Origin of the sequence: Microbacterium memoriense (assembly GCF_025398275.1) — a bacterium.
GTDB lineage: Bacteria > Actinomycetota > Actinomycetes > Actinomycetales > Microbacteriaceae > Microbacterium > Microbacterium memoriense.
In genome coordinates this window covers 131,935-154,532 of record NZ_JAODOR010000004.1, presented here as the reverse complement: position 1 = coordinate 154,532, position 22,598 = coordinate 131,935, and the positions used below count along the sequence as shown (strand labels likewise).

The window sequence follows — 22,598 nt, the reverse complement described above, 5'->3', positions numbered from 1 at the left end:
TTCAGTCGCGGACGATGACGTCGTCCGCGACGTAGTAGAGGACGACGTCGATCTGCGCGAGTGGCACTCCGCTGCGCTCGTGGTACGCGCGGCGGTACAGCCTCAATTGCAGGAGGCGGTCCTCACGCTCACGTGCCGTTCGCGGGGGACGCCCGGTCTTCCAATCGACGATCTCGATCCGCTCTCCACGCCGGTAGACGGCATCGAGCTTGCAGATCGCGATGTGCGGGCGCCCGTCGTCGAGCAGATCGTCGAGGGCGACATCGATCTCCACCTCGACCTCGATCGGAGCAAGCGTCGCCCACTCGGACGCGAGGAAGCGCGCCTTGAGCTCATCGAGCGCGCCCGCGTCGGCATCCGGACCGCCGATCTGGTCTTCGTCGAGCTCCCAGAGCGCGTCGTCGACCGACGGTCCCGACCCGGTCAACCCGGAGCGCTCCTCGACCCACGCGTGGAACAGCGTGCCGAGCCGTGTCTGACGATACGGGCGCTCGGGGAGCGGGCGGGCGATCGCCTGCACGGTGCCCGCATAGTCACTGACGAAGTCTTTGTACCGCGAGGCGGGTACCCGCACCGGGGCGACGGCCCGAACCCCGGCAGCACGCTCGGCACGTTCGGCGAGCAGCAGCGTGAGATCTCGGGATGCCGTCGCCGGCGGACCCTCCGCCGCCGCGCGCACCCGGTCTGCGGCGGCCGTCACCGCCTCACGGCGTGCGCCGAGCGGATCGATCGGCCAGGACAGCAATCGGCTCTGGTCCAGATAGGGGTCCTCGCCCGGTTCGGGAACGTCGAGCGGCAGCGCGAGGGCATCGGTGATCTCCGCGAGAAACGGACTGGGACCGCGGGGTGTCTTCGTTCCCGCCCACGCCGAACCGGTCAGCAGCAGATGGTCACGCGCCCTGGTGACCGCGACATAGGCGAGCCGGCGCTCTTCGTCGAGCTGTCGGTCCTTGAGCGCCAACGCGAAGTCCGCCAGCGCGGTTCGCAGATCCTGTTGTGTGGGGGCTTCGTCTTCCTCCCAGGCGAGGCGCGGCAACCACGCCCGATCGCCGCGGAACGGATATGGCAGCACGCCGAAACGAAGCCACCCGAGCCCTTCCCGGGGTTTGGCCGGCAGTTCGTCTTCCACGAAGCGCACGACCGCGACAGCATCCCATTCCAGTCCCTTCGAACCGTGGATCGTGAGGAGCTGCACGACATCGTCTTCGGGTGGTTCGGTACGCGGAGCGAACTCATCGACGCGCTCGGCGCGGTCGAGCCAGGCCAGCAACGCGGGTAGTGAACCGCTCTCGTCCGCTGCCAGGAAGCCGTGCAGCTCGTCGACGAACGCGCGCAGCTGGTCGCCGGCGACGCGGGCGGGGCCACGCGCATCATTGGCAGCCAGCTCGATGTCCAGCCGCAGTTCGACCTCGATCAGACGCACGAGGTCCGGCACGGGGATGCCGGCCGCCCGCCGGAGCCCCGCGAAGACAGCTGCCGCTTCGCGCAGTCGCGTGCGGGCGGCGGGTGTGAAGTCGGTGAGCCAGCCATGATCATCGTCCTGCCGACCGAGGAAGTCGACGGCGTCGACAAGCGACGCACTGTCTTCGCCGGCGCTCCGCAGGCGCGCGAGGACATCGGCGTCCAAGGCGTGCAGTGTCGCGTCACTGCGCCCGATGCGCCGCGCGAGCGCGGCCAATGCGCGAAGGTCGGGGAGACCGATGCCCCACCGCGGACCGCTCAGCAACCGGATCAGGGCCGACCCCGCGCGCGGGTCGCTGATGACGCGGAGCGCCGCGACGACATCGACGACTTCGGGCGTGGAGAGGAGTCCGCCGAGGCCCAGGATGCGGTGCGGGATGCCGCGTCGCCCGAGAGCGTCCGCGAAACGGACCATGTGCTTCTTGGCGCGGAAGAGAATGGCGCCGGTCGTCGCGGCGCCCGTCGCGGCTCGGCCGGCGCGGACATCCGCGAACCACGCAGCCACGCGGTCGGCTTCGGCGTCGACGTCCCCCTCGAACGCGGCCGTGACGTGTCCGGCGGGAGCGGCCGGGCGTGGCCGAAGTGCGTCGACGCGCACGGGCGTGCGCATCGCGAGAGGGGCCAGGACCGCGTTGGCCGCGTCCAGCACGCGTTCGCTGTTGCGCCAACTCGTCACCAATGAGTAGTTCTCTGCGGCGCCGGACGAGGAGAACGCCCCCGCGAATCCACCGAGGTTGCCGGCACTCGCGCCCCGCCAGCCGTAGATCGACTGGTGGGGATCGCCGACGGCCATGACGGCGGAATCGGCGAACAGCGCAGCGAGCAGGTCGCTCTGCACGACCGACGTGTCCTGATACTCGTCGAGCAGCACGACGCGATATCGCTCACGGACCTCGGCGGCCACGGCGGGGTGCGCGCGCACGATCTGCAGCGCACCGGCGACCTGATCGGAGAAATCGATGACACCCCGTCGGCGCTTCTGCGCGTCGTACTCGCGTGCCAGGGAGGTCAGCACCTCCAGCCCGCCGACGGCGACGAGCGCTTTCTCGACGTCGGCATACACCGTCGTCCCCTTGCGCGTGGATGGTCGCTCACGGACCTGTGCCAGGCGTGCCGGCAACGCCGCGATCTCGTCGAGATCGGCGAGATTGTCGACCCCGTCGCGCGCGATCCGCAAGGCCGCATCGATGATCGTGGACGGCCGGTATGTGATCGTCTCGAGCCGCGGATCATCGGCGGCATGGACGACGCTGCGCATGAGCAACCAGGCGGCGGACTCACTGAGGATGACGGACTCCGCGTCACGACCGATGCGCACGGCGTTCTCCCGCACGAGCTGATCGGCGAAGCTGTTGTAGGTCGCGACGGTCGGGCGGTGCAGCAGCGCGTCCGCGTCGGCCGGCTGCGGGGTGCTCCCCTCCGCGAGCGCATCGAGGGCGGCGCGGCGCGCGGCGTCGGCCGTGGCACCGGTCATCTCGCGCTCGATACGCGCGAACATGTCGAGTCGCCCGTCGCGATAGCGCTGCTCGATGACGGGCAACAGTCCGCGCTGTTCGAACTCGGCGAGCCGGTTCAGGCGGCGTTGGATGCGTTCGGCCAACTCACCCGCGGCTTTACGGGTGAACGTGAGCCCGAGAACCTCGTCGCGCCGCACGTGACCGTTCGCGACGAGCCAGACCACGCGGCCCGACATGGTCTCGGTCTTTCCGCTGCCGGCCCCCGCGACGACGAGGGCGGGCCTGAGCGGTGCGGCGATGACCGCGGATTGCTCGGCGGTCGGCGGGAATTGCCCCAGGGCGGCCGCGATCGCCTCGGGTGAGATCGGCGGCGCTGATGTCTGCGACGTGGTCATGAACTACTCACCGGCCCGATCGTGTGGATGCGGCAGAGCCCATGAGTGTGGTCGTCCCGGCAATGCGCTTCGTACGGAGCAAGGAACTCGCGCCCACCCATGATCCGCACGGCGTCGCCGATGCGATCGACGAACGCGCTGCGGCGGTCATCGTCGAACGGCTCCTGCAGAGGCGTCGAGTACGGTCCGTTCCGGTTGGCCCTCAACACCAGGAGCTTCGCCCCGCCGGACGGGTGACCGGCTGCCGCGGGGATCGCTCCGTTCTCGAACGCGAGTTGATACGCACTCAGCTGCGGATTGTCGACGGCCGCTGTCGCACTCGTCGATTGTGTGCGCCCGGTTTTCAAATCGACGATGACGACCGTGCCTTCCGCCGTCAGTTCGACACGGTCGATCGTCCCGCTCACGACCGACGGCAGAGCGGCGCCGGCGACCGGCACCTCCAGCTCGAACCGGGGCTCGGCTCCCAGGAGGCTCGTCCCGGCGGCCTGCGCGTCGCGGAGGTAGCGGCTCAGGCGGGCCACCAGATCACGTGCGCGGGTGCGTTCGGCGCGCTCGATCCACACCGCCTCGAACTCGAGCTCCGACCACCGACTCTCGACCGTGCGCCAGAGGTCCGCCTCGTCGGCGCCCTCGGCGTGTTCGAGCGCGGCATGGATCAGCGTGCCCAGGCCCGCTCCGACGCTGCCGGCATCGCCGCCGAGGTCGCCGATGACCCAGTTGAGCTGGCACACGTCGATCGCCTCGAGTTTCGACGGCGACACCCGCGCCTGCTCGAGGGACAGGTCGATCAGCGGCCCGCGCGCGGTCGGCGGCGCAATGCCGTACCACTGCTGCGGATCGGCCCCGGCCACACCCGCCTCGGCGAGGAGCGCCAGTTGACCCGCGGCGTCGGCGCGCGTGGCCGCTGTCGTGCGCGGATCGGTCAACGCGCGGCGATACTGGGCGACCAGCCCGCGCAACGACAGTGGATGCTCCGCACTCCGCGGCGCGGCCTCAGCCGGCGGAAGGAACTCGAACAGCACGCTCGGCCCCGTGTCGTCATCATCGACCGCCGTGACGATCAGGCGCGACTGCGCCCGCGAGACGGCACGCACGAACAGCCGCAACTCGTCATGGAGCACACCGCGACGGAGGTCGAGCGCATCGACGGGTTGGTCCTCGCCGGCCGTCGCGAGACGCCACGTCTCCAGCAGGCCACCGCGCGGGCGGAGGTTCGGCCAGACGCCGTCCTGCACCCCGGCGATCACGACCGTGTCGAACTCGCCACCGAGGGCACCGGCAGGGGTCAGAACCGATACGACCCCGCCGGGGGTCGGCGCGCTGAGGCGATCCTCCGCGACGTCGGACTGCAGGATGCCGCGCACGAACGCGATCGGCGCGGTTCCGTCCTCGCGCTCCCCGTGTCGTTTGGCTGCGTGGAAGAGCGCGACGACGGCATCGAGGTCGCGCCCGGCTTGATCTGCCAACGGTCCGTGGCCGGCCGCCGCGTCTCGCCACGACCTTTCACGTCCCGAGCGCTCCCACGTCGTCCACAGCAGTTCGTGGGCCGTCGCTCCGTCGGCGATCTGTTCGCGCAGGAGCGCGACGGTCTCGGCGATGCGGGCGGCGCGTCGCCCCTCCCGCGTATCCAGCAACTCGAATTCGAGGGGATGCCGGAGCCCGGACGCCAGCAAGTCGCGCGCCGAGCGAACCGGGGATCCGGTCTCCGCATCGTGCTGCCGGAGCGCATCGTGCCGCAGCGCCATGCGCAGCCGCCGCACCTCGATACCGTCCAATCCGCCGTGGCGGAGTACCTCGGTGGGTTCGTCGCCGTGCCACTCATCCCGCGCCGCGAGCTCGATCAGCAGGAGCAGCTCCCGCACGGCGCGCATGTCACCGAGGGTGCGTCCTTGCCCGCTGGCGGCTGTCGGCACATCCCGCGCCGACAGTTCTGCTTCCAGCGTGACCACCTGACGACTGTCGTGTGCGATGACGGCGCAGTGTTCCCACGGGACCCCGTCGTGGACATGGCGTTCTCGGAGCAGCCGTGCGATCGTGTCGAGTTCCTCCCCCGATGAGCGCAGGGCGAATGCGCGGATCGACCCGCCCGGATCTCCCGGGTCCGGCGCGCGGCGGTGCGCGATGACGCCGACCGCCCCGATGCGGCTCGTGACCTGTGCGGCGAGATCGCGCAGCGCCGGCGTCCCCCGATGCGGCGCGCCGAGAACATGCAGCGGGAGGCCGCGCGCCAGCCGGGCGAAGTTCTGCGGCGTGGCGCCGCGGAACGATCCAGAGCCTACGTCCGGGTCACCGAAGGCGAGCACCGCGATACCGCGGGCGCGACAGGCTTCCAGCAGTTCGATTCCGCCCAGCGTGAGTTCCTGCGCGTCGTCGACGATCAGTGCCCGCAACGTCGTCAGCGCGCCGGGTGCCGCAGGCGCCGGCATCCGGGCCAGCCCGACACCTTCACGCACGAGGCCCGCGGCGTCGCGGTGGGCGCCGCGCATATCGGCGCGCACGGCGTGGTACTCGGCAGCGAAGGTCGCCAACGATGCCCAGATGCCCCGGTCCTGGCGCGCGGCGAGCTCAGCGAGGTCCGCCGGCTCGATTCCGAGCGTCGTGCACTCCGCCAGAAACGCGCGCACCTCCGTGCGGAACCCGCGCGTACCGCGAATGTCGGGGGTGAGCCACGCGGGCCAGCGCGGGATGTTGCCCGCCGCCTCGTCTTCCGCATCGCCGTCGAGAAGGTCCTGGACGATGCGATCCTCGTCGGGACCGGTCAAAAGCTGCGGAGGTTCGAGCCCTGCTCCCACGGCGTGTCCGCGCACGAGTTGATATGCGAACGCGGCGACCGATCGCGCCAACGGCCCCGGCGTGGCGACCCGCACACGCAGGGCAAGACGATCACGGAGCGCCGTCGCCGCCTGGCGTGTGGGCGTGAGCACGAGGATCTCGTCGGGTCGCACACCGAGCGCCATCATCGCCGCGACACGTTCGATGATCGTCGTCGTCTTGCCGCTTCCCGGCGCGCCCACCACGACGCCGGATGCCGTCACGTCGAGGTCGATGACCGCCTGTTGCGCGGGATCAAGCGGCAACGAAGTCATGGTTCCACGCTATCCGGCGCCGCCGACACCGATGCTCGGCGGCGCGTTCGCCGTCAGCGTGCAGACCACGCCCGCCGGGCGGCCGATGGCCGCTGGGCGTGTCGTAGAGTCGAGATACGCCCGCTCCTGCGGGCCCTCGAACCGGCAATTAAGGACGTGGCACCACCGTGGAGATCCGCATCGGCATTGCGAACACCGCTCGCGAGCTCAGTTTCGAGTCGGCAGAATCGGCTGACTCCGTCAAGAAGTCCGTGACGGCAGCGATCGAGGGTGGCACCGCCGCCGTCAGCTTCACCGACGTCAAGGGGAACTCCTACATCGTGCCGACGGCCGGGATCGCGTTCATCGAGGTCGGGACCGAAGAGTCCCGCCGCGTGGGCTTCGTCCTCTGAGGGCGGCCGCCATGGAGATCCTGCTGGGCTTCATCTTCGGAGCCACGATCGGCGGTGTCCTGCACTTCCTGCAGCCCGGACGAGACGCGCGCGGCACCGCGCTGTCGCCGATCGTCGGCGCCAGCGTCGGCGGGTTCACATGGCTCGCGCTCACGTGGGCGGGCATCGGCGCCGACAACCCCTGGATCTGGGTGCTGTCGATCGTCGTCCCCGGGATCGTGGTGCCGATCATGCTGGTCCTTCTCACCCGGTCCCGTGCCCAGCACGATGCCCAGGAGCGTCTCCGGTTGAAAATCGCCTGATCAGGCGTCAAGACCAATCGCGGACATGCGCCGCGAATGCGCCGCGAGGAGATCCGTGAAGACGGGTTCGACCTTCTTCTCCTCCGCGGCGTCGAGAGTCTGAGGTCCGAGCGCTCCGCGCGCGATCAACAGCGTGTCGCCGACCAGGCGTCGACCCCACAGCGCCAGCAGTGATTTCCATTCCGCATCCGATGCGATCGCATCCGCGATGATCTGCGTGAGCGCCTGACGATCGTCGTCGGCGCGCAGGATCTCCGCCGCCCGCTCCCCCGTCGCGCCGTAGCTTGCCGCGAGCGCGAGGTAGAAGTCGTCCAGCATGCCTGCGGTGATGTGGACGGTGAGCATCGTCTCGAGTGGGCGCGCACCGTGGGTCTCCCGGCGGAACGCGTCCAACGGCTCCCGAAACGGGAGCATGATCTCCAGCGGATCGTCGTGCCGGTCACGGATGAGCTTCACGAGGCCGCGGTGTTTGATGAGCGCGGCACCCGCCGCAAGCGACAGTGATTCCTTGTGGGAGAGCTCCGGTGTCGGCGCGATCAGCTGGCTCAGCGTCTCGAAATACCCCAACTGCAGGTACGCCGCCTGACCCAGGAAGGTGTCGATATCGGGTGCGAGTTCCTCGAAATCCACACGGCTGACGTCGCCGAAGTCGCCGCGCGAACGCAGCTTCAGCGTTCGCGCGGCCGCGCGATCGCGCTGCCAGGGCCAGGTCACCACGAGGACAGCATAAACGCCACTGCGCTCCATACGCGGGCCCGTCCGGTGCGCTCAGGTAGGCTGAGGCCGTCCCGGCGATGGATCGGGGCCACCGCGCCTGTGGCTGAGTGAAGGGCGTGGGTATCTTCACCGGCGGCTTCTCACCGCCAGACAGGCATGACAATATGACGACTTTCGCCGAACTCGGCGTCGACCAGGACATCGTCGACGCACTCGCGGCAAAGGGCATCGTGGACGCGTTCCCGATCCAGGAGCAGACGATTCCGCTCGGCCTCCCCGGCCAGGACATCATCGGCCAGGCCAAGACCGGAACCGGCAAGACCTTCGGCTTCGGCATCCCCGTCGTTCAGCGCCTCGGTCTCACCCCCGAGCCGGGCGTCAAGGCGCTCATCGTCGTGCCGACCCGCGAGCTGTGCGTGCAGGTGTACGAAGACATCGACATGCTGACGCAGAACCGCGCGACCAGCGTCGTCGCGATCTACGGCGGCAAGGCGTACGAGGGCCAGATCGAACAGCTCAAGGCCGGCGCGCAGATCGTCGTCGGCACGCCCGGTCGACTGATCGACCTCAACAACCAGCGCCTCCTCGACCTGTCGAACGCGACCGAGGTCGTCCTGGACGAAGCCGACAAGATGCTCGACCTCGGATTCCTCTCCGACATCGAGAAGATCTTCCAGAAGGTCGCACAGGTGCGCCACACGCAGCTGTTCTCCGCGACGATGCCCGGGCCGATCGTCGCCCTCGCCCGCCGTTTCATGACCAACCCCATCCACATGCGGGCGAACGATCCCGACGAGGGCCTCACGCAGGCCAACATCCGTCACCTTGTCTACCGCGCGCACTCGCTCGACAAGGATGAGGTCATCGCCCGCATCCTGCAGTCCGAGGGCCGCGGCAAGGCCGTCATCTTCACGCGCACCAAGCGCGCCGCCCAGAAGCTCGTCGATGAGCTCAGCGACCGCGGGTTCAACGCGGGCGCCGTCCACGGCGACATGAGCCAGGAAAGCCGCGAACGCTCGATGGCCGCGTTCAAAGCCGGCAAGAAGGACGTCCTCATCGCGACCGACGTCGCCGCGCGCGGCATCGACGTGAACGATGTGACCCACGTGATCAACCACACGATCCCCGAAGACGAGAAGACGTATCTTCACCGCGTCGGCCGCACCGGCCGCGCCGGCAACACCGGCATCGCGGTGACATTCGTCGATTGGGACGACCTGCACAAGTGGGCGCTCATCAACCGCGCGCTCGATTTCGGTCAGCCTGAGCCCATCGAGACGTACTCCTCGAGCCCGCACCTTTACACGGACCTCGACATCCCCGCCGGCACGAAGGGTCGCATCGCGACGGCCCCGAAGACCGCCACCGTCCGCACGCAGCGCCCGGCACACGCCGCCGACGTCGCCGCCGAGGGCTCCGAAGCGGGCACCACGCGTCGCCGCCGTCGCCGCGGCGCGCAGGAGCCGGTCGGCACGAGCTTCGCCGAACCGTCGGATGCCGCGTCTTCGTCCGCCGAGGCGAACACCACAGCCGAACGCAGTGCGGATGGCGCAGGCACGCACGACGGCGCCGGCAAAGAACACCACGACGGCAAGCCGGCTCCCGCACGTCGCCGGCGTCGCCGCCGCGGTGGGTCCGGTGGAGCCGGAGCTCCCGTCACCGCCGGTTGACGACGCGAACTGCCCGACGCCAATGTCATCTGTCCTCGAGGCCCCTGACGCCCGCAGTACAGTGAGCATCGACGGCAGGTGATGCCGATCAACTTTCTCGAAGGGCAATCATGCGGTTCATCGACGCGGCTGTGGAATACCAAGGCTTCTGGGGCTCCTTCGGAGATCTCATCTGGTGGTTCCTGTGGGCATTCATCTTCGTTTCGTACCTGTTCGCGCTGTTCGCCATCATCGGCGACATCTTCCGTGACACGAAGCTCGGCGGTGGCTGGAAGGCCGTCTGGATCTTCTTCCTGATCTTCTTCCCGATCGTCACGGCGCTCGTCTACCTCATCGCCCGCGGTCGCGGCATGAGCGAGCGTCAGGTCGCGGCGGCTTCGCACTACAAGTCGGCTCAGGACGACTACATCCGTCAGGTCGCGGGCACCAGCCCGACCGACCAGATCGCTCAGGCGAAGGGTCTGCTCGACTCCGGAGCGATCAGCCAGGCAGAGTTCGACGCGCTGAAGGCCAAGGCCCTGGCCTGAGTTCTCTCGCGCGCAGCGCCCTCGCCCGTCCCGTTCAGGGATGGACGGGGGCGCTTCCCGTTGCCCGGGCGATGATGCGGGCGACCATGTCGTCGGACGTGGTGTTCTCCCCCGGCACGTTGGGCTTTCCGCGGCCGTGGTAGTCGCTGGACCCGGTGGCGATGAGGTCGCGTTCAGACACGAGCCGGCGCAGGCGCGACAGCGCAGGCTCGTCATTCTCCCGATGGCCGAGCTCGAAGCCCGCAAGCCCGGCCGCCAGCATCGCGTCGGTGAGCGCTGCCGGCAGCAGGCCCGCACGACCGGCCGGGTGCGCGATGATCGGCACTCCCCCGGCGCCCACGATCGCCGCCACCGCCGTCACGGGGTCCGGCGCATACAACGACACGTAGTAGTCACTGGCGGGATGAAGGATGCCGGCGAACGCCTCGCCGCGATCGCGCACGTGCCCCCTCGCGACGAGCGCATCGGCAAGGTGTGGGCGTCCGACCGTGGCACCCTCGGCGGTCTGGGCGAGGATATCGTCCCACGTCACGTCGTAGTCACGACCGATCCGGTCGGCCATCGTGCGGGCGCGGGTCAGCCGAGCGGTGCGGATGCGATCGGTGAGGGCACGAAGGCCCGGATCGTCCGGGTCGAAAAGGTAGCCCAGCACGTGGACGCTCCGCCACTCGTGACGCGCGGAGAGCTCCATCCCCGGAATCAACGTCATTCCGAGCGAGCCGGCCGCCTCCGCTGCTTCGGCCCATCCCGACGTCGTGTCATGGTCGGTCAGGGCGACGGTGCGCAGGCCCTCCCGATGCGCGGCCGCCATCACCTCGGCGGGCGGCTCTGTGCCGTCGGAGTGATCGGAATGAAGGTGCAGATCGCTCGGGCCGGCGAACGCCCGTGCGCCGCGATCCCGTTCATCCACCATGATCCGAGCGTACCGGCGGACGACCGGCATCCGCCCTTCTCTCAGCCTGCTGACATAGAGTCGCCGACGTGCTTCGCCTGCTGGGACTCCTGATCACCGTGCTCACGGCCATCGCCGTCGCGATCCTCACCTGGCCGCAGTTCTTCCGCCTGGAGCGCACGTTCCCGATCGCTCAGATCGTGTCGCTGCGAGCGGTCACGGTCGTCCTCCTCGCTGTGCTCGGCATGCTTTTTCTGTTGCTGTGTCTTGCCCGGCCTCTCCGCGCATTCGCGGGGACGATGGCCGCGATCGCGTTCGTCGGCGCCGTCGCCGGCGGCGGCATTCTGATCGCGCGTGGTGTGGGGTCGGGCGGCCTCCCCGAAACCACGGAGGCCAGCGTCCGCGTCATGACCTGGAACACGGCCGGTGGCGCCGCGGATGCCGAGACGATCGCGCGCACCGCCGTCGCGATGCAGGCCGACATCGTGTCGCTGCCCGAGACCACGGAAGACGTGGGCATCGCCGTCGCCGTGGCGATGCGAGACCTCGGCGCACCGATGTGGGTGCACAACGAGAACTACGAGGGGTGGGATGCCAACTGGACGAGCGTGCTGATCTCGCCCGATCTCGGCGACTACGCCGTTGTCGAATCGACGGTCGACGGCACCACGAACACGTCCGAGGTTCCGAGCGTGGTCGCGATGCCCGTCGACGGGAACGGACCCATCGTCGTCGCCGTCCACGCCGTCGCACCGCGCCAGGCGTACATGGCCGACTGGCGAAGCGATCTGCAGTGGCTCGCGGATCAGTGCGCGACCGACAGCGTGATCATGGCGGGCGATTTCAACGCGACACTCGACCACATGGCGAACCTCGGCGTCGGCGGCGCTGATCTCGGGCGGTGCCACGACGGCGCGGCCGCGACGGGCACAGGTGGTGTCGGCACCTGGACGACCAGCGTCCCGTCGCTGCTCGGGACCCCGATCGATCACGTCCTGTCCACGTCGGGCTGGGTGGCGACAGGTTCGGTCGTGCTCACTTCGCTCGATGACAGCGGCAGCGACCACCGTCCGCTCGTCGTGCAGCTCGAACCCGCCGCATAGCGACACGATTGTCGCGACCTGCGAGACTGGATTCCATGAGCACGAGCGAGAGCGACACGATCGCCGAGACCAGCACCGAGACACCGCCCGCCGAGAACACGAACCGGAAGCAGCCCTTCCCGCAGGGCTTCCTGGACACGATCTCCACCGGATGGGCCGAGCGCCCCGAGCAGTCTCCGCCCCCACGCGCGCAGGCCGCGTTCACGGCGGCACGTCGCGCGGCGGTGTCGGCCGCGTTCCCCGGTGAGCGTCTGGTCTTTCCAGCCGGATCGCTCAAGCAACGTTCCAACGACACCGACTATCCGTTCCGCGCGCACTCCGCGTTCGCGCACCTCACGGGATGGGCGAGCGACAGCCTGCCGGACTCCGTCCTCGTATTCGAGCCGACGGCATCCGGTCACGACGTGACGCTGCACCTGCGTGATCGCGCCGATCGCACCACGACCGAGTTCTACGCCGACGCCACCGTGGGCGAATTCTGGATCGGACCGCGGCCTGCTCTCGGTGATGTCGCAAGCGACCTGGGCATCACGACCGCGCACCTGGATGGTTTCGCCGCCGCCGATGGTGACCGCGTCGGCGATGAGGACGAGGAGCTCGCGCGATTCGTCTCGGAGTTGCGTCTCGTCAAAGACGCCTACGAGATCGAGCAGATGCGGCTGGCGGTCGAGGTCACCGCGCGAGGCTTCGACGACATCGTCGCTGACCTCCCCCGCATCATCGCCACGCCGCGCGGCGAGCGGGCGGTCGAGGGTGTCTTCCACCACCGTGCCCGCACCGAGGGCAACGGCGAAGGCTACGACACGATCGCCGCATCCGGCCCGCACGCGTGCTATCTGCACTGGACGCGCAATGACGGCGCCGTCGTGCCGGGAGATCTGATCCTGGTGGATGCCGGTGTCGAGGTCGACAGCCTCTACACCGCCGACATCACCCGCACTCTCCCGGTCTCGGGCACGTTCACCGAGGTGCAGCGGAAGATCTACGAGGCGGTGCGGGAAGCAGCGGACGCGGCATTCGCCGCGGCCGTCCCCGGCGTGAAGTTCCGCACCGTGCACGAAGCCGCGATGCGGGTCATCGCCACGCGTGTCGCCGAGTGGGGCCTCCTCCCGGTGAGCGTCGATGAAGCCCTCGAGGCGGATCGCGGTGGCCAGCACCGGCGGTACATGGTGCACGGCACGTCGCATCACCTCGGGATCGACGTGCACGATTGCGCGCAAGCCCGCCGCGACATGTACTACGACGGCATCCTGGAGCCGGGAATGGTCTTCACGATCGAACCGGGTCTGTACTTCCAGATCGACGATCTCACGGTTCCCGAGGAGTATCGCGGTATCGGCGCGCGCATCGAGGACGACATCCTCATGACCGCCGACGGCCCCGAAAACCTGTCGGCCGGCATCCCGCGGACCGCCGACGAGGTCGAGGCCTGGATCGCGCGCCTCGCCCACTGAGCCTGCGCTGCCGCTACACGTGCGCGCGGAGCCACGGGACGAGGGAACCCGCGATCTCGGCGCCCACGGCCTCGGGCGCCCGGGCCGCGCCCTTCACCTCGAACGAGTGTCCCCCGCCGGGCGTCCAGAGCACGCCGGCATCCTGGCACGTCGCGACGGCAGCCTCGAATTGCGCGATCGGTTGGATGAACGGGTCGTTCGTGCCCTCGAGGAAGAGTTGCGGCGCGGAGATCCGCGGCAGATGCGCAGCGCGCGGCGCCTCAGGTTTGCCCGGCGCGTGGAGGGGGTACCCGAGGTAGATGAGACCCGCCGGCGCGATCACGCCTTCGGCGGCGGCCATCGAAGCCATCCGCCCGCCATACGACTTCCCGGCCGCGAATCGGGGCACGCCGGGCACGCGGGTCTCGAGGTCCGTCATGACCGCCGCCCAGGTCGCCACGGCGTGCGCCGCAGGCCCCGGCATCCGCCGCCCCGCTTCCCGATAGGGGAACATGAAGCGCAGCACGGCGACCCCCTCGGCGGCCAAAGCCTCGGCGACACCCTGAAGGAACGGATGGTCCATCCCGGCCCCGGCTCCGTGCGCGAGGGCGAGCGCCGTCCACGGGTCCGCCGGCGCGTCCAGCACGATCGAGACGTCGACCGTGCCCGTTGGCAGGGCGACGCCGATCATCAGCGGCGTTGCTCCCCCGCGGCCTCCGGCGGCTGAGGCGCCGGATCGACCCGCTCGCCGTATTGCGGCGGCGGCAGCGGATCGACGCGTTCCGGGACAACCGGTTCGGGAGCGGGATCGACCCGCTCTGGCGGAGGCTCCGCGGCCGGATCGACGCGCTCGCCATACTGCGGCGGGCTCAGCGGGCGGGCACGCTCCCCGTATTCTGGCTGCTCGGATGCCGGCGGCACCGCCGGAGCCGGAAGTCCGGGCGCCGGCTGCGGTCCTCCGCGACCGATCGTCTCCCGCGCGCGCTGGATCGACCGGGGAAGCACCGTCACTTCGTACTGGTCGGCGATCACCTGGGTGATCGACGTGTAATCGCGGCGGCGGCGCACGAGCGTGTACGTGATGATGCTCAGGAGCATGCCGACGGCAATGCCGACGAGCATGACACCGATGAACAGTTGGATGGCCGCATTCGGTGTGCCGAGCACGAAGATCGCGGAGAACAGCAAGCCGAGCAGGATGCCGTTGATCGCGCCGGAACGGGCGGCAGCCGCATAGCCCAGCCTGCCCGTCACGCTCTCGACCGAGCGAAGGCCACGACCGACGATCGCGATATCTTTCGCGGGGATGTCGGCCGCGATCAGTTGCGACACGATCTTCTGTGCGCCCTGGTACGTCGCGTGCTCCGCGATCTTCTCGCCGTGCTCCTGTGGGGTGCCGCCGATCATGCTCATCCATCCATCTTGTCACGCAAGACCGACGCCGAACCGGCCGGGCCACGGGACCCCGCGCGCACTACGCTGGAGACGTGAGTACGCAGAGGGTTTTCGTGGCACGCCTGACCGGCTGCACCGTTTTCGACCCCGCGGGCGACCGGCTCGGCAAGGTCCGGGATGTCGTCGTCATCTACCGCAAAGACGATCCGCCGCGGGTCGTGGGGCTCGTCGTCGAGATCCCCGGGCGCCGCAACGTCTTCCTTTCGATCGGTCGGGTCACCTCGATCGCGACGGGCCAGGTCATCACGACGGGCTTGATCAACGTGCGCCGCTTCCAGCCGCGCGGTGGCGAGGTGCGTGTCATGGCAGAGCTCCTCGGCCGCAAGGTCTACTTCCGCGACGGTTCCGGCCACGCCGTCATCGAGGACGTCGCGATCGAGCGCAGTCGACTCGGTGAGTGGGATGTCGGCCAGCTGTTCCTCCGCAAGCCCAAGACGAGCGCGACTCCGTTCGCGAAGGGGCCGACGACGTTTGCTGCCTGGTCGGACGTGCGTGAGGAGCAGTCCCCCGGTCAGGCGCAGTCGGCCGAACAACTCGTGGCCACCTACTCCGAACTCAAGCCCGCCGACCTCGCCAACACGCTGCTCGATCTGCCCGACGAGCGGCTCCTCGAGGTGGCTGAAGAGCTTTCCGACGGGCGGCTCGCCGATGCGCTCGAGGAAATGCCGGAGGACGATCAGGTCCACATCCTCGAGGCGCTGGGCGATGAGCGCGCCGCCGACATCCTGGACCAGATGGAGCCCGACGACGCGGCCGACGTCCTCGCACAGCTCTCGGAGGACCAGCGCGAGGAACTGCTCGAACTGATGGAGCCCGAAGAGGCCGAAGACGTCCGAGCGCTCCTGCAGTACAGCCCCGACACGGCCGGTGGGCTTATGACCAGCGAGCCGATCGTGCTGTCCGCCGATGCGACCGTGGCGGAAGCTCTGGCCCTCATCCGTCGACACGAACTGCACCCGGCGCTGGCCGCGGCGGTCTTCGTCACGCTCCCGCCGTACGAGACCCCGACCGGGCGGTTGCTCGGCACCGTCCACTTCCAGCGGATGCTGCGCTATCCCCCACACGAGCGCCTGGGCGCGATCATCGATGACACGGTCGACGCCGTGGCGGCGACGGCCTCCGCCGCGGAAGTCGCGCGGATGCTGGCCAGCTACAACCTCGTCTCGCTGCCCGTCATCGATCAGGCCCACCGCCTCGTCGGCGCCGTGAGCGTCGACGACGTGCTCGATTACCTGCTGCCAGAGGACTGGCGCTCGCACGACGGCGATGAGACCGACGCGCAACCGGCGGGGGCGCAGCGATGATGGCGCGCGCGTCGAAGGTCACGCTCGAAGACCCGCGCGGCCGGTCCGGTGTCCTCGCGCGCGCGCCCCGCACGCCGCAGCCGTCGCGCGACCGGTTCGGCCGGTTCACCGAGTGGATTGCCCGCGCGATGGGCACGCCCACTTTCCTGCTCATCCTGTCGCTGTTCTGCGTCGCGTGGATCACCTGGAACACGATGGCCCCGGACTCCGTCCGCTTCGACGACGCCGCCCTCGGGTTCACGGCGCTGACGCTCATGCTGTCGCTTCAAGCGTCGTACGCCGCCCCCCTCATCCTTCTCGCCCAGAACCGCCAGGATGACCGCGACCGCGTGCAGATCGAGCAGGACCGTCAGCGTGCCGAGCGCAACCTCGCCGACACGGAATACCTGGCGCGGGAAGTCGTGGCGTTGCGCATGGCCCTGACCGACATGACCGAGCAAGTCATGACGCGGGACGTGCTCCGTCAAGAACTGCGCGCGCTCCTCGAGCAGTTGGACGAACGCGAGCCGCGCGAGGATCCCGGCGCCTCATGACCCTCACCGACGCCGTGCGCGGCGCGGTCGGCGCCGTCACCGATCCCGAACTGCGGCGGCCGCTCGCCGAACTCGACATGATCCGCACGGTCGAGGTCGCGGGCACCACGGCGCACGTCGAGGTGGCGCTGACGATCGTCGGGTGTCCGGCGGCCGACCGCATCGCCCGCGATGTGCGGGATGCTGCATCCGCCGTCGACGGCATCAGCGAGGTCGCGCTGACGATCGGGGTGATGACGTCCGCAGAGCGGGCCGCGCTGACCGAGCGGCTCCGCGGCGGGCGTGGGCGCGAGATGCCGTTCGGCCCGGACTCGCTCACGCGCGTGATCGCCGTCACGAGCGGCAAGGGCGGTGTCGGCAAGTCGACCGTCACGGCCAATCTCGCCGTCGCCCTGGCCGCCCGTGGCCTCGCGGTCGGCCTGATCGACGCCGACGTCCATGGGTTCTCGATCCCGGCTCTCCTGGGCCTGATCGACCCCGACGGCTTACCGCCACAGCCGACGCGGATCGATGACCTCATGCTCCCGCCCGTGGCCCACGGGGTGAAGACCATCTCGATCGGGATGTTCCTGCCGAGGGATCAGGCCGCATCCGCCGTCGCGTGGCGCGGACCGATGCTGCACCGCACCGTTCAGCAGTTCCTCACGGACGTCTTCTTCGGCGACCTCGACATCCTCCTGATCGACATGCCGCCCGGCACGGGTGACGTCGCGATCTCGGTCGGCCAACTCCTTCCGCACGCCGACGTCCTCGTGGTCACGACGCCGCAGGCCGCCGCCGCCGACATCGCGGTCCGCAGCGGCCTGGTCGCCCGGCAGACAGGTCAGCGCGTCATCGGCGTCATCGAGAACATGGCGGCGCTCGCCCTCCCCGACGGCAGCACGCTCGATCTCTTCGGGTCGGGCGGCGGACAGGCCGTCGCTGCGGCGTTGTCGACGGGGGATGCCGAGGTCGCGCTCCTCGGTTCGATCCCGCTGAGCGTCGCCCTCCGCTCCGGAGGCGACACGGGTGCGCCGGTCGTCGTGAGCGCGCCGGACGACCCCGCAGCACGGGCGATCAGTGCGGTGGCGGACCACCTTGCGCGCGCCTCCCGCGGCCTTGCGGGCCGCGCGCTCCCCGTCACGCCCACCTGACCCGGTAGGTCAGGTGGCTTCGGAGTCGAAGGGCACCGGGAGGGTGCGATCCATCGCCGTCACCGGCATCGAGGGCGAGGTCGAGGCGATCGCCGCGCCGGCCGCAGCGGCCTGCACAGTCGGGACGGGTGCGTCATCCAGGAGGGCGTCGCGGATGATGCGGCGAGGATCGTACTGGCGCGGATCGAGCTTGCGCCACTCGATGTCGTCGAAGTCTTCGCCCATCTCCTCTTTCACGCGGGTTTTGGCTCCCCCGAGCCATTCGCGTGCCCGCACCGTGAACTGCCCCAGGGCCTCGGCGTATTTGGGCAGGCGTTCGGGGCCGACAAGGAGCACCGCGACGATCGCGATGAGCAGGAGCTTGTCCCCGTCGATCCCGAAGAACATGGCTCCAGGTTACCCGTGCGCCTGACGCTCCGATCACGCCCCGCCCCGTACGCTGGCAGTGGAGGGCAACATGGCCGAGTACGACGCGATCCGCAGGTTCGTCGATGAAGTGACGACCGAGCCCGAGTCGATCGCTCGTGCGCGCGCGCACGCGGTCGAGCTCGGTGCCGACCCGATCAGCGCGCCGATCGGCGCGCAGATCGCCGTGCTGGCCGCCACCACGGCGGCCCTCAACATCGTCGAGATCGGCACTGGCGGTGGTGTCTCCGGTTTGTGGCTTCTCCATGGCTCCCCTCGCGCAACGCTCACGACGATCGACAAAGAGCCCGAGCACCTCGCCGCCGCCCGGGTGGCATTCGCCGACGCGAAGATCCCGCCGGCGCGTGCACGGTTCATCACGGGACGCGCGGCCGATGTCCTCCCCCGGATGAACGAGGCGTCGTACGACATCGTCCTGGTCGACGCGGATGCCGAGGGCGTCATCGAGTATGTCGAACACGGCCTGCGGCTCGTCCGGGCCGGCGGCACCGTCCTGGTCCCCCGGGTTCTCGCGGGTGGCGCGGTCGCCGATCCCGTCCGCCGTGATGCCCTCACGAACTCCTATCGCTCGCTCATCCAGGAGACGCAGTCATCCCCCGCCGTCCTCGGCGCCCTGTCGATCGTCGGCGAAGGCCTGCTGCAGTTGACCACAACCGACCGGCGCTGACGCGCGCCGCCGGTTCCCCGCCTTCATCTGAAGCGGGAACGACGAACGGCCGGTCCACCAGGACCGGCCGTTTCGGCGATGTGGGGTCAGGCTGCGCCGACGACCCCAGCAAGAACGCCGTGGAGTTCTTTGGCCTCGTCGTCGTTGACCGACACGACCAGGCGTCCGCCGCCTTCTAGTGGGACGCGCACGATGATGAGGCGTCCCTCCTTCACGGCCTCCATCGGTCCGTCTCCGGTGCGCGGCTTCATGGCTGCCATTGCGGGCTCCCTTTCGTCAGAGTACTACTCTGCAAGTTTACCCGGTTCTCACGACTCCCGACGCTCACGGGACCGCTCCCGCCCCGGAACGTCAGGGGATCTGGGTATAGGTGTTGCCGAGAGCGAGCATCTGATAGATCCACCACGCCTGCGCCACCAGGCCGAGGAGCAGCATGCTCACCCGCCACACGGTCGACTTCGGGAGCGCGACAGCCCCGGAGAGCGGCGCGAGAGGCATGAGCAAACGGAAGATGCTGGACTGGGGAAAGAACACCGCCAGCAGGTAGATCAGGTAGCTCGCCGACCAGAGACGCACTTCGGGTCCGAGCCGGCGGACATGCCGCGAGAAGAGCAACACCGCCGCCGCCGCGACAACGGCCACGAACAGGGCGACGTAGCCCAGGGCTTCCGGCAGCCCCCACAGGCGGAACCAGATCGCGGCGGCGTGGATGAACCCGGAGAAGGGCACGAATCCGCTCTCGCGGTCTCCCGTCCAGCTCTGACGCCAGGAGAGCTCGGTGTCCATGTACGCGGACGGATCACCGGTGACGATCCCTGCGATCAGCTGCCACGAGAACCCGACCGCCGTCGCCAGCAGGCCGAGCGCGACGATGTGGACGATTTCACGCGTCGGGAGGGGATCGATGCGCCGTCGCCACCACCGGTAGATCCCGTAGAGCCCCAGGAGAAGCGCGAACGCCAGAATGCCGGGGCGGGTGTACCCCATCACCGGGATCAGCGCGTACAGCCAGACGAAGCGCCGACGCACGAGCGCCCACAGCGCCAGGAACAGGAGGGTCAGAAAGAGCGTCTCGGCGTATCCCATCTGAAAGAGCGCACCCAACGGGCCCGCAGTGAACAGCACCACGGCCCAGAGCGCCGAGGTGTCGTCGATCCGCTCGCGCAGCAGATGGAACAGGACGAGGCACGACACGTATCCCGCGATCAACGCCAGCAGTACCGCCGCGAGCGGGTACGAGCCGCCGAGCACAACGCTCAGCGCCCGCGTCAGCACCGGGTACACCGGCATGAACGCCCACGTGTTCTGCGTGACGTTGCCCGCATCGTCGAGGGGAAGTGTGCTCGGGTAACCCGTTGTGCCGACGAGCCAGTACCACTGCGAGTCCCATCCCATCGAAAGGGAGCCCAGCGTCGCGTCGGCGCCGAAGCGCGAATCCGGGCCCGACAGCGCTGCGGCGACCAGGAAGAACCCGGTCGTGATCAGACGCGCGATGACGTACACGATCGCCACGCGCAACGCGACCGGCGGCAGGGCGCGCGATGCGCGAGACGTCACGTGCTGAGCCACGCGCGCAGGCCGCGCTCGACGTCCTCGATCTGCGCCACGGGAACGCGCTCCTCGTCGTGATGCGCCAGGTGCGGGTCCCCGGGACCGTAGTTCACCGCGGGGACACCCATCGCCGAGAACCGCGCGACATCGGTCCACCCGTACTTCGGTCGCGGTTCGGCGCCGACCGCGGCGACGAACTCCTGCGCGAGGGGCGCGTCGAGCCCCGGACGAGCGCCGGCGGCGCGATCGACGAACTCGACGTCAAAGCCCGCGAAGACATCGCGGACATGATCGGACGCCTGCTCCACGGTGAGGCTGGGGGCGAACCGGTAGTTGACCTCGACCTCGCACAAGTCGGGGATGACGTTGCCGGCGATCCCCCCGGTGATGCGGACGGCGTTCAACCCCTCGCGATAGACGAGTCCGTCGACATCGATCTCCCGCGCCCGATACTCCGCGAGTCGGGCCAGGATCGGCGCGGCTGTGTGAATCGCGTTCTCACCGATCCACGAGCGCGCGCTGTGCGAGCGGACGCCGTGCGTGCGCACGATGGCGCGGAGGTTGCCGTTGCAGCCACCTTCGACCTGTCCCCCCGACGGCTCGCCCAAGATCGCGAAATCACCGGCGAACAGGTCAGGGCGCGTCGCGGCGAGCCGCGTGAGACCGTTGAGGTCAGCATCCACTTCTTCGTGGTCATACCACATCCAGGTGATGTCGACGCGAGGGTCGACGAGTTCGGCTGCCAGTTTCAGCTGCACGGCGACGCCGGCCTTCATATCGACCGTGCCGCGGCCCCAGATGTAAGCCTCCCCGTCGATGACGGCGTCCCGCGTCGGAACGTTCGCGTTGATCGGAACCGTGTCGATGTGCCCCGCGATGACGACACGCTGGGCGCGGCCGAGCTGGGTGCGCGCGACGATCGTGTCGCCATCGCGGTAGACCTCGAGGTGGTCGAGCGCGGTCATCGCGTCGAAGATCAGGTCGGCGAGCACCTTCTCGTCACCCGAAACGCTCGGGATGTCGCAGATCGTGCGGGTCAGGTCGACGGAAGAAGAGGTCAGATCCAGCGCAGGCATGGGCCCGAGTCTATCGAGCCGCCTCGCCCGCTAGCCTGGTGGGGTGACTGAACAGCGATGGGTGTGGGGCGCGGGACTGGCGACGATTTCGCAGGACGGCACCGTGTTGGATACGTGGTTCCCGGAGCCGGCCCTCGGCCGCTCCCCCGAGGATGTCGACACGGCGCAGCTCGATGCGCTCGTCGATGACGACGAGCGTCGCGCGGTGCGCACCGAGGTCGTCATCGTCGACATCGATCTGGATGCCGCCCCCACCAGCACGAGCGATGCCTACCTGCGGCTGCACGCGCTGTCGCACCTGCTCGTCGCCCCGAACGAGCTGAATCTCACCGGGATCTTCGCGCATCTGCCGAACGTCGCGTGGACCAACGCCGGACCCGTCCACCCGGATGATCTCCGCCACTTGCGCGGCTCCCTGCTGCGCGCCGGCATCCAGGTGCAGGGCCTGGACAAGTTCCCCCGACTGACCGATTACGTCACACCTGTCGGCGTCCGGATCGCGGATGCATCGCGCGTGCGCTTGGGCGCCCACCTCGCTCCCGGCACGACCGTCATGCACGAAGGCTTCGTCAACTTCAACGCCGGTACGGTCGGCGCTTCGATGGTCGAGGGACGGATCTCGCAGGGTGTCGTCGTCGGTGACGGCAGCGACATCGGCGGCGGCGCGTCGATCATGGGCACCCTGTCCGGCGGTGGCGCGCACCGCGTCTCAATCGGCTCGCGCACCTTGCTCGGCGCGAACGCGGGTATCGGCATCTCGCTCGGCGATGACTGTGTCGTCGAGGCGGGCCTGTACGTCACGGCCGGCTCGAAGATCTCCCTCGCGTCGGAGCCGCCGCTCCACGACGGCACGCACCCCGTGGTCAAGGGCGTGCAGCTGTCCGGGCAGAACGGCATCCTGTTCCGCCGCAATTCACTGACCGGCGCGATCGAGGCGGTCCGGCGCGCGGGCGTCGGAGTGACACTGAACGAAGCCCTGCACGCCTGATCACCGGGCGCGCGTGCGCACGACACG

At 69.3% G+C, this 22,598-nt stretch carries 21 protein-coding genes; 11 read left to right on the top strand and 10 right to left on the bottom strand.

What is annotated here, in order from left to right; all coding sequences use genetic code 11:
• Position 1: 1 nt before the first annotated feature.
• Positions 2-3,313, bottom strand: a complete 3,312-nt coding sequence (locus tag N4R40_RS03430; RefSeq protein ID WP_261605961.1) for a UvrD-helicase domain-containing protein — start codon at positions 3,311-3,313, stop codon at positions 2-4.
• Positions 3,310-6,402, bottom strand: a complete 3,093-nt coding sequence (locus tag N4R40_RS03425) for an ATP-dependent helicase (protein ID WP_261605960.1) — start codon at positions 6,400-6,402, stop codon at positions 3,310-3,312. The genes N4R40_RS03430 and N4R40_RS03425 overlap by 4 nt, the downstream gene beginning before the upstream one ends.
• A 167-nt stretch (positions 6,403-6,569) precedes the next feature.
• On the opposite strand from N4R40_RS03425, the gene N4R40_RS03420 reads away from it, so the two are divergent.
• Both N4R40_RS03420 and N4R40_RS03415 read left to right on the top strand, forming a co-directional pair.
• Positions 6,570-6,794, top strand: a complete 225-nt coding sequence (locus N4R40_RS03420) for a DUF3107 domain-containing protein (RefSeq protein ID WP_261605959.1) — start codon at positions 6,570-6,572, stop codon at positions 6,792-6,794.
• 11 nt (positions 6,795-6,805) lie between these two features.
• A complete protein-coding gene (locus tag N4R40_RS03415; RefSeq protein WP_261605958.1) occupies positions 6,806-7,096 on the top strand; it encodes a hypothetical protein in 291 nt (96 codons plus the stop codon).
• Here the strand turns inward: N4R40_RS03415 and N4R40_RS03410 are convergent, their stop codons facing one another.
• On the bottom strand, positions 7,097-7,813 hold the full coding sequence (locus N4R40_RS03410; protein ID WP_261605957.1) for a ferritin-like domain-containing protein: 717 nt from the start codon (positions 7,811-7,813) through the stop codon (positions 7,097-7,099).
• 164 nt (positions 7,814-7,977) lie between these two features.
• On the opposite strand from N4R40_RS03410, the gene N4R40_RS03405 reads away from it, so the two are divergent.
• Complete coding sequence (locus N4R40_RS03405; RefSeq protein ID WP_261605956.1) at positions 7,978-9,483, top strand: DEAD/DEAH box helicase; 1,506 nt, start codon at positions 7,978-7,980, stop codon at positions 9,481-9,483.
• Between the two features lie 110 nt (positions 9,484-9,593).
• On the top strand, positions 9,594-10,010 hold the full coding sequence (locus N4R40_RS03400) for an SHOCT domain-containing protein (protein ID WP_261605955.1): 417 nt from the start codon (positions 9,594-9,596) through the stop codon (positions 10,008-10,010).
• A gap of 34 nt (positions 10,011-10,044) precedes the next feature.
• Here the strand turns inward: N4R40_RS03400 and N4R40_RS03395 are convergent, their stop codons facing one another.
• The gene (locus N4R40_RS03395; RefSeq protein WP_261605954.1) at positions 10,045-10,923 is read right to left on the bottom strand and encodes a PHP domain-containing protein; all 879 of its coding nucleotides are present in this window, start codon (positions 10,921-10,923) and stop codon (positions 10,045-10,047) included.
• A 68-nt stretch (positions 10,924-10,991) separates the two neighbouring features.
• Between N4R40_RS03395 and N4R40_RS03390 the strand changes: the two genes are divergently transcribed.
• Positions 10,992-12,005, top strand: a complete 1,014-nt coding sequence (locus N4R40_RS03390) for an endonuclease/exonuclease/phosphatase family protein (protein WP_261605953.1) — start codon at positions 10,992-10,994, stop codon at positions 12,003-12,005.
• A 35-nt stretch (positions 12,006-12,040) separates the two neighbouring features.
• A complete protein-coding gene (locus tag N4R40_RS03385; protein WP_261605952.1) occupies positions 12,041-13,459 on the top strand; it encodes an aminopeptidase P family protein in 1,419 nt (472 codons plus the stop codon).
• Positions 13,460-13,472: 13 nt separating this feature from the next.
• Here the strand turns inward: N4R40_RS03385 and N4R40_RS03380 are convergent, their stop codons facing one another.
• Both N4R40_RS03380 and N4R40_RS03375 read right to left on the bottom strand, forming a co-directional pair.
• Complete coding sequence (locus N4R40_RS03380; RefSeq protein ID WP_261605951.1) at positions 13,473-14,129, bottom strand: alpha/beta hydrolase family protein; 657 nt, start codon at positions 14,127-14,129, stop codon at positions 13,473-13,475.
• Positions 14,129-14,851, bottom strand: coding sequence for a general stress protein (locus N4R40_RS03375; protein ID WP_261605950.1), 723 nt, complete (start codon positions 14,849-14,851; stop codon positions 14,129-14,131). Before N4R40_RS03375 ends, N4R40_RS03380 begins: the two co-directional genes overlap by 1 nt.
• A 74-nt stretch (positions 14,852-14,925) precedes the next feature.
• Between N4R40_RS03375 and N4R40_RS03370 the strand changes: the two genes are divergently transcribed.
• Genes N4R40_RS03370 through N4R40_RS03360 form a run of 3 tightly spaced genes read left to right on the top strand, consistent with a single transcriptional unit; the run spans position 14,926 to position 17,863 of the window.
• Positions 14,926-16,197, top strand: coding sequence for a magnesium transporter MgtE N-terminal domain-containing protein (locus N4R40_RS03370; protein ID WP_261605949.1), 1,272 nt, complete (start codon positions 14,926-14,928; stop codon positions 16,195-16,197).
• Positions 16,197-16,730: a DUF1003 domain-containing protein gene (locus N4R40_RS03365; protein WP_261606213.1), complete on the top strand. Its 534-nt coding sequence runs from the start codon at positions 16,197-16,199 to the stop codon at positions 16,728-16,730. The genes N4R40_RS03370 and N4R40_RS03365 overlap by 1 nt, the downstream gene beginning before the upstream one ends.
• Positions 16,727-17,863, top strand: coding sequence for an Mrp/NBP35 family ATP-binding protein (locus N4R40_RS03360; protein WP_261605948.1), 1,137 nt, complete (start codon positions 16,727-16,729; stop codon positions 17,861-17,863). Before N4R40_RS03365 ends, N4R40_RS03360 begins: the two co-directional genes overlap by 4 nt.
• 9 nt (positions 17,864-17,872) lie before the next feature.
• Here N4R40_RS03360 and N4R40_RS03355 read toward each other — a convergent pair whose 3' ends face one another.
• A complete protein-coding gene (locus tag N4R40_RS03355) occupies positions 17,873-18,250 on the bottom strand; it encodes a twin-arginine translocase TatA/TatE family subunit (protein ID WP_261605947.1) in 378 nt (125 codons plus the stop codon).
• A 70-nt stretch (positions 18,251-18,320) separates the two neighbouring features.
• Between N4R40_RS03355 and N4R40_RS03350 the strand changes: the two genes are divergently transcribed.
• The gene (locus N4R40_RS03350; protein ID WP_261605946.1) at positions 18,321-18,956 is read left to right on the top strand and encodes an O-methyltransferase; all 636 of its coding nucleotides are present in this window, start codon (positions 18,321-18,323) and stop codon (positions 18,954-18,956) included.
• Between the two features lie 86 nt (positions 18,957-19,042).
• Here N4R40_RS03350 and N4R40_RS03345 read toward each other — a convergent pair whose 3' ends face one another.
• The 3 genes from N4R40_RS03345 to dapE form a co-directional block, all read right to left on the bottom strand.
• The gene (locus N4R40_RS03345; protein WP_261605945.1) at positions 19,043-19,216 is read right to left on the bottom strand and encodes a DUF3117 domain-containing protein; all 174 of its coding nucleotides are present in this window, start codon (positions 19,214-19,216) and stop codon (positions 19,043-19,045) included.
• A gap of 91 nt (positions 19,217-19,307) precedes the next feature.
• On the bottom strand, positions 19,308-20,513 hold the full coding sequence (locus N4R40_RS03340; protein ID WP_261605944.1) for a hypothetical protein: 1,206 nt from the start codon (positions 20,511-20,513) through the stop codon (positions 19,308-19,310).
• On the bottom strand, positions 20,510-21,583 hold the full coding sequence (gene dapE, locus N4R40_RS03335) for a succinyl-diaminopimelate desuccinylase (protein ID WP_261605943.1): 1,074 nt from the start codon (positions 21,581-21,583) through the stop codon (positions 20,510-20,512). The genes N4R40_RS03340 and dapE overlap by 4 nt, the downstream gene beginning before the upstream one ends.
• A 43-nt stretch (positions 21,584-21,626) precedes the next feature.
• Between dapE and dapD the strand changes: the two genes are divergently transcribed.
• Complete coding sequence (dapD, locus tag N4R40_RS03330; protein WP_261605942.1) at positions 21,627-22,571, top strand: 2,3,4,5-tetrahydropyridine-2,6-dicarboxylate N-succinyltransferase; 945 nt, start codon at positions 21,627-21,629, stop codon at positions 22,569-22,571.
• Positions 22,572-22,598 lie beyond the last annotated feature (27 nt).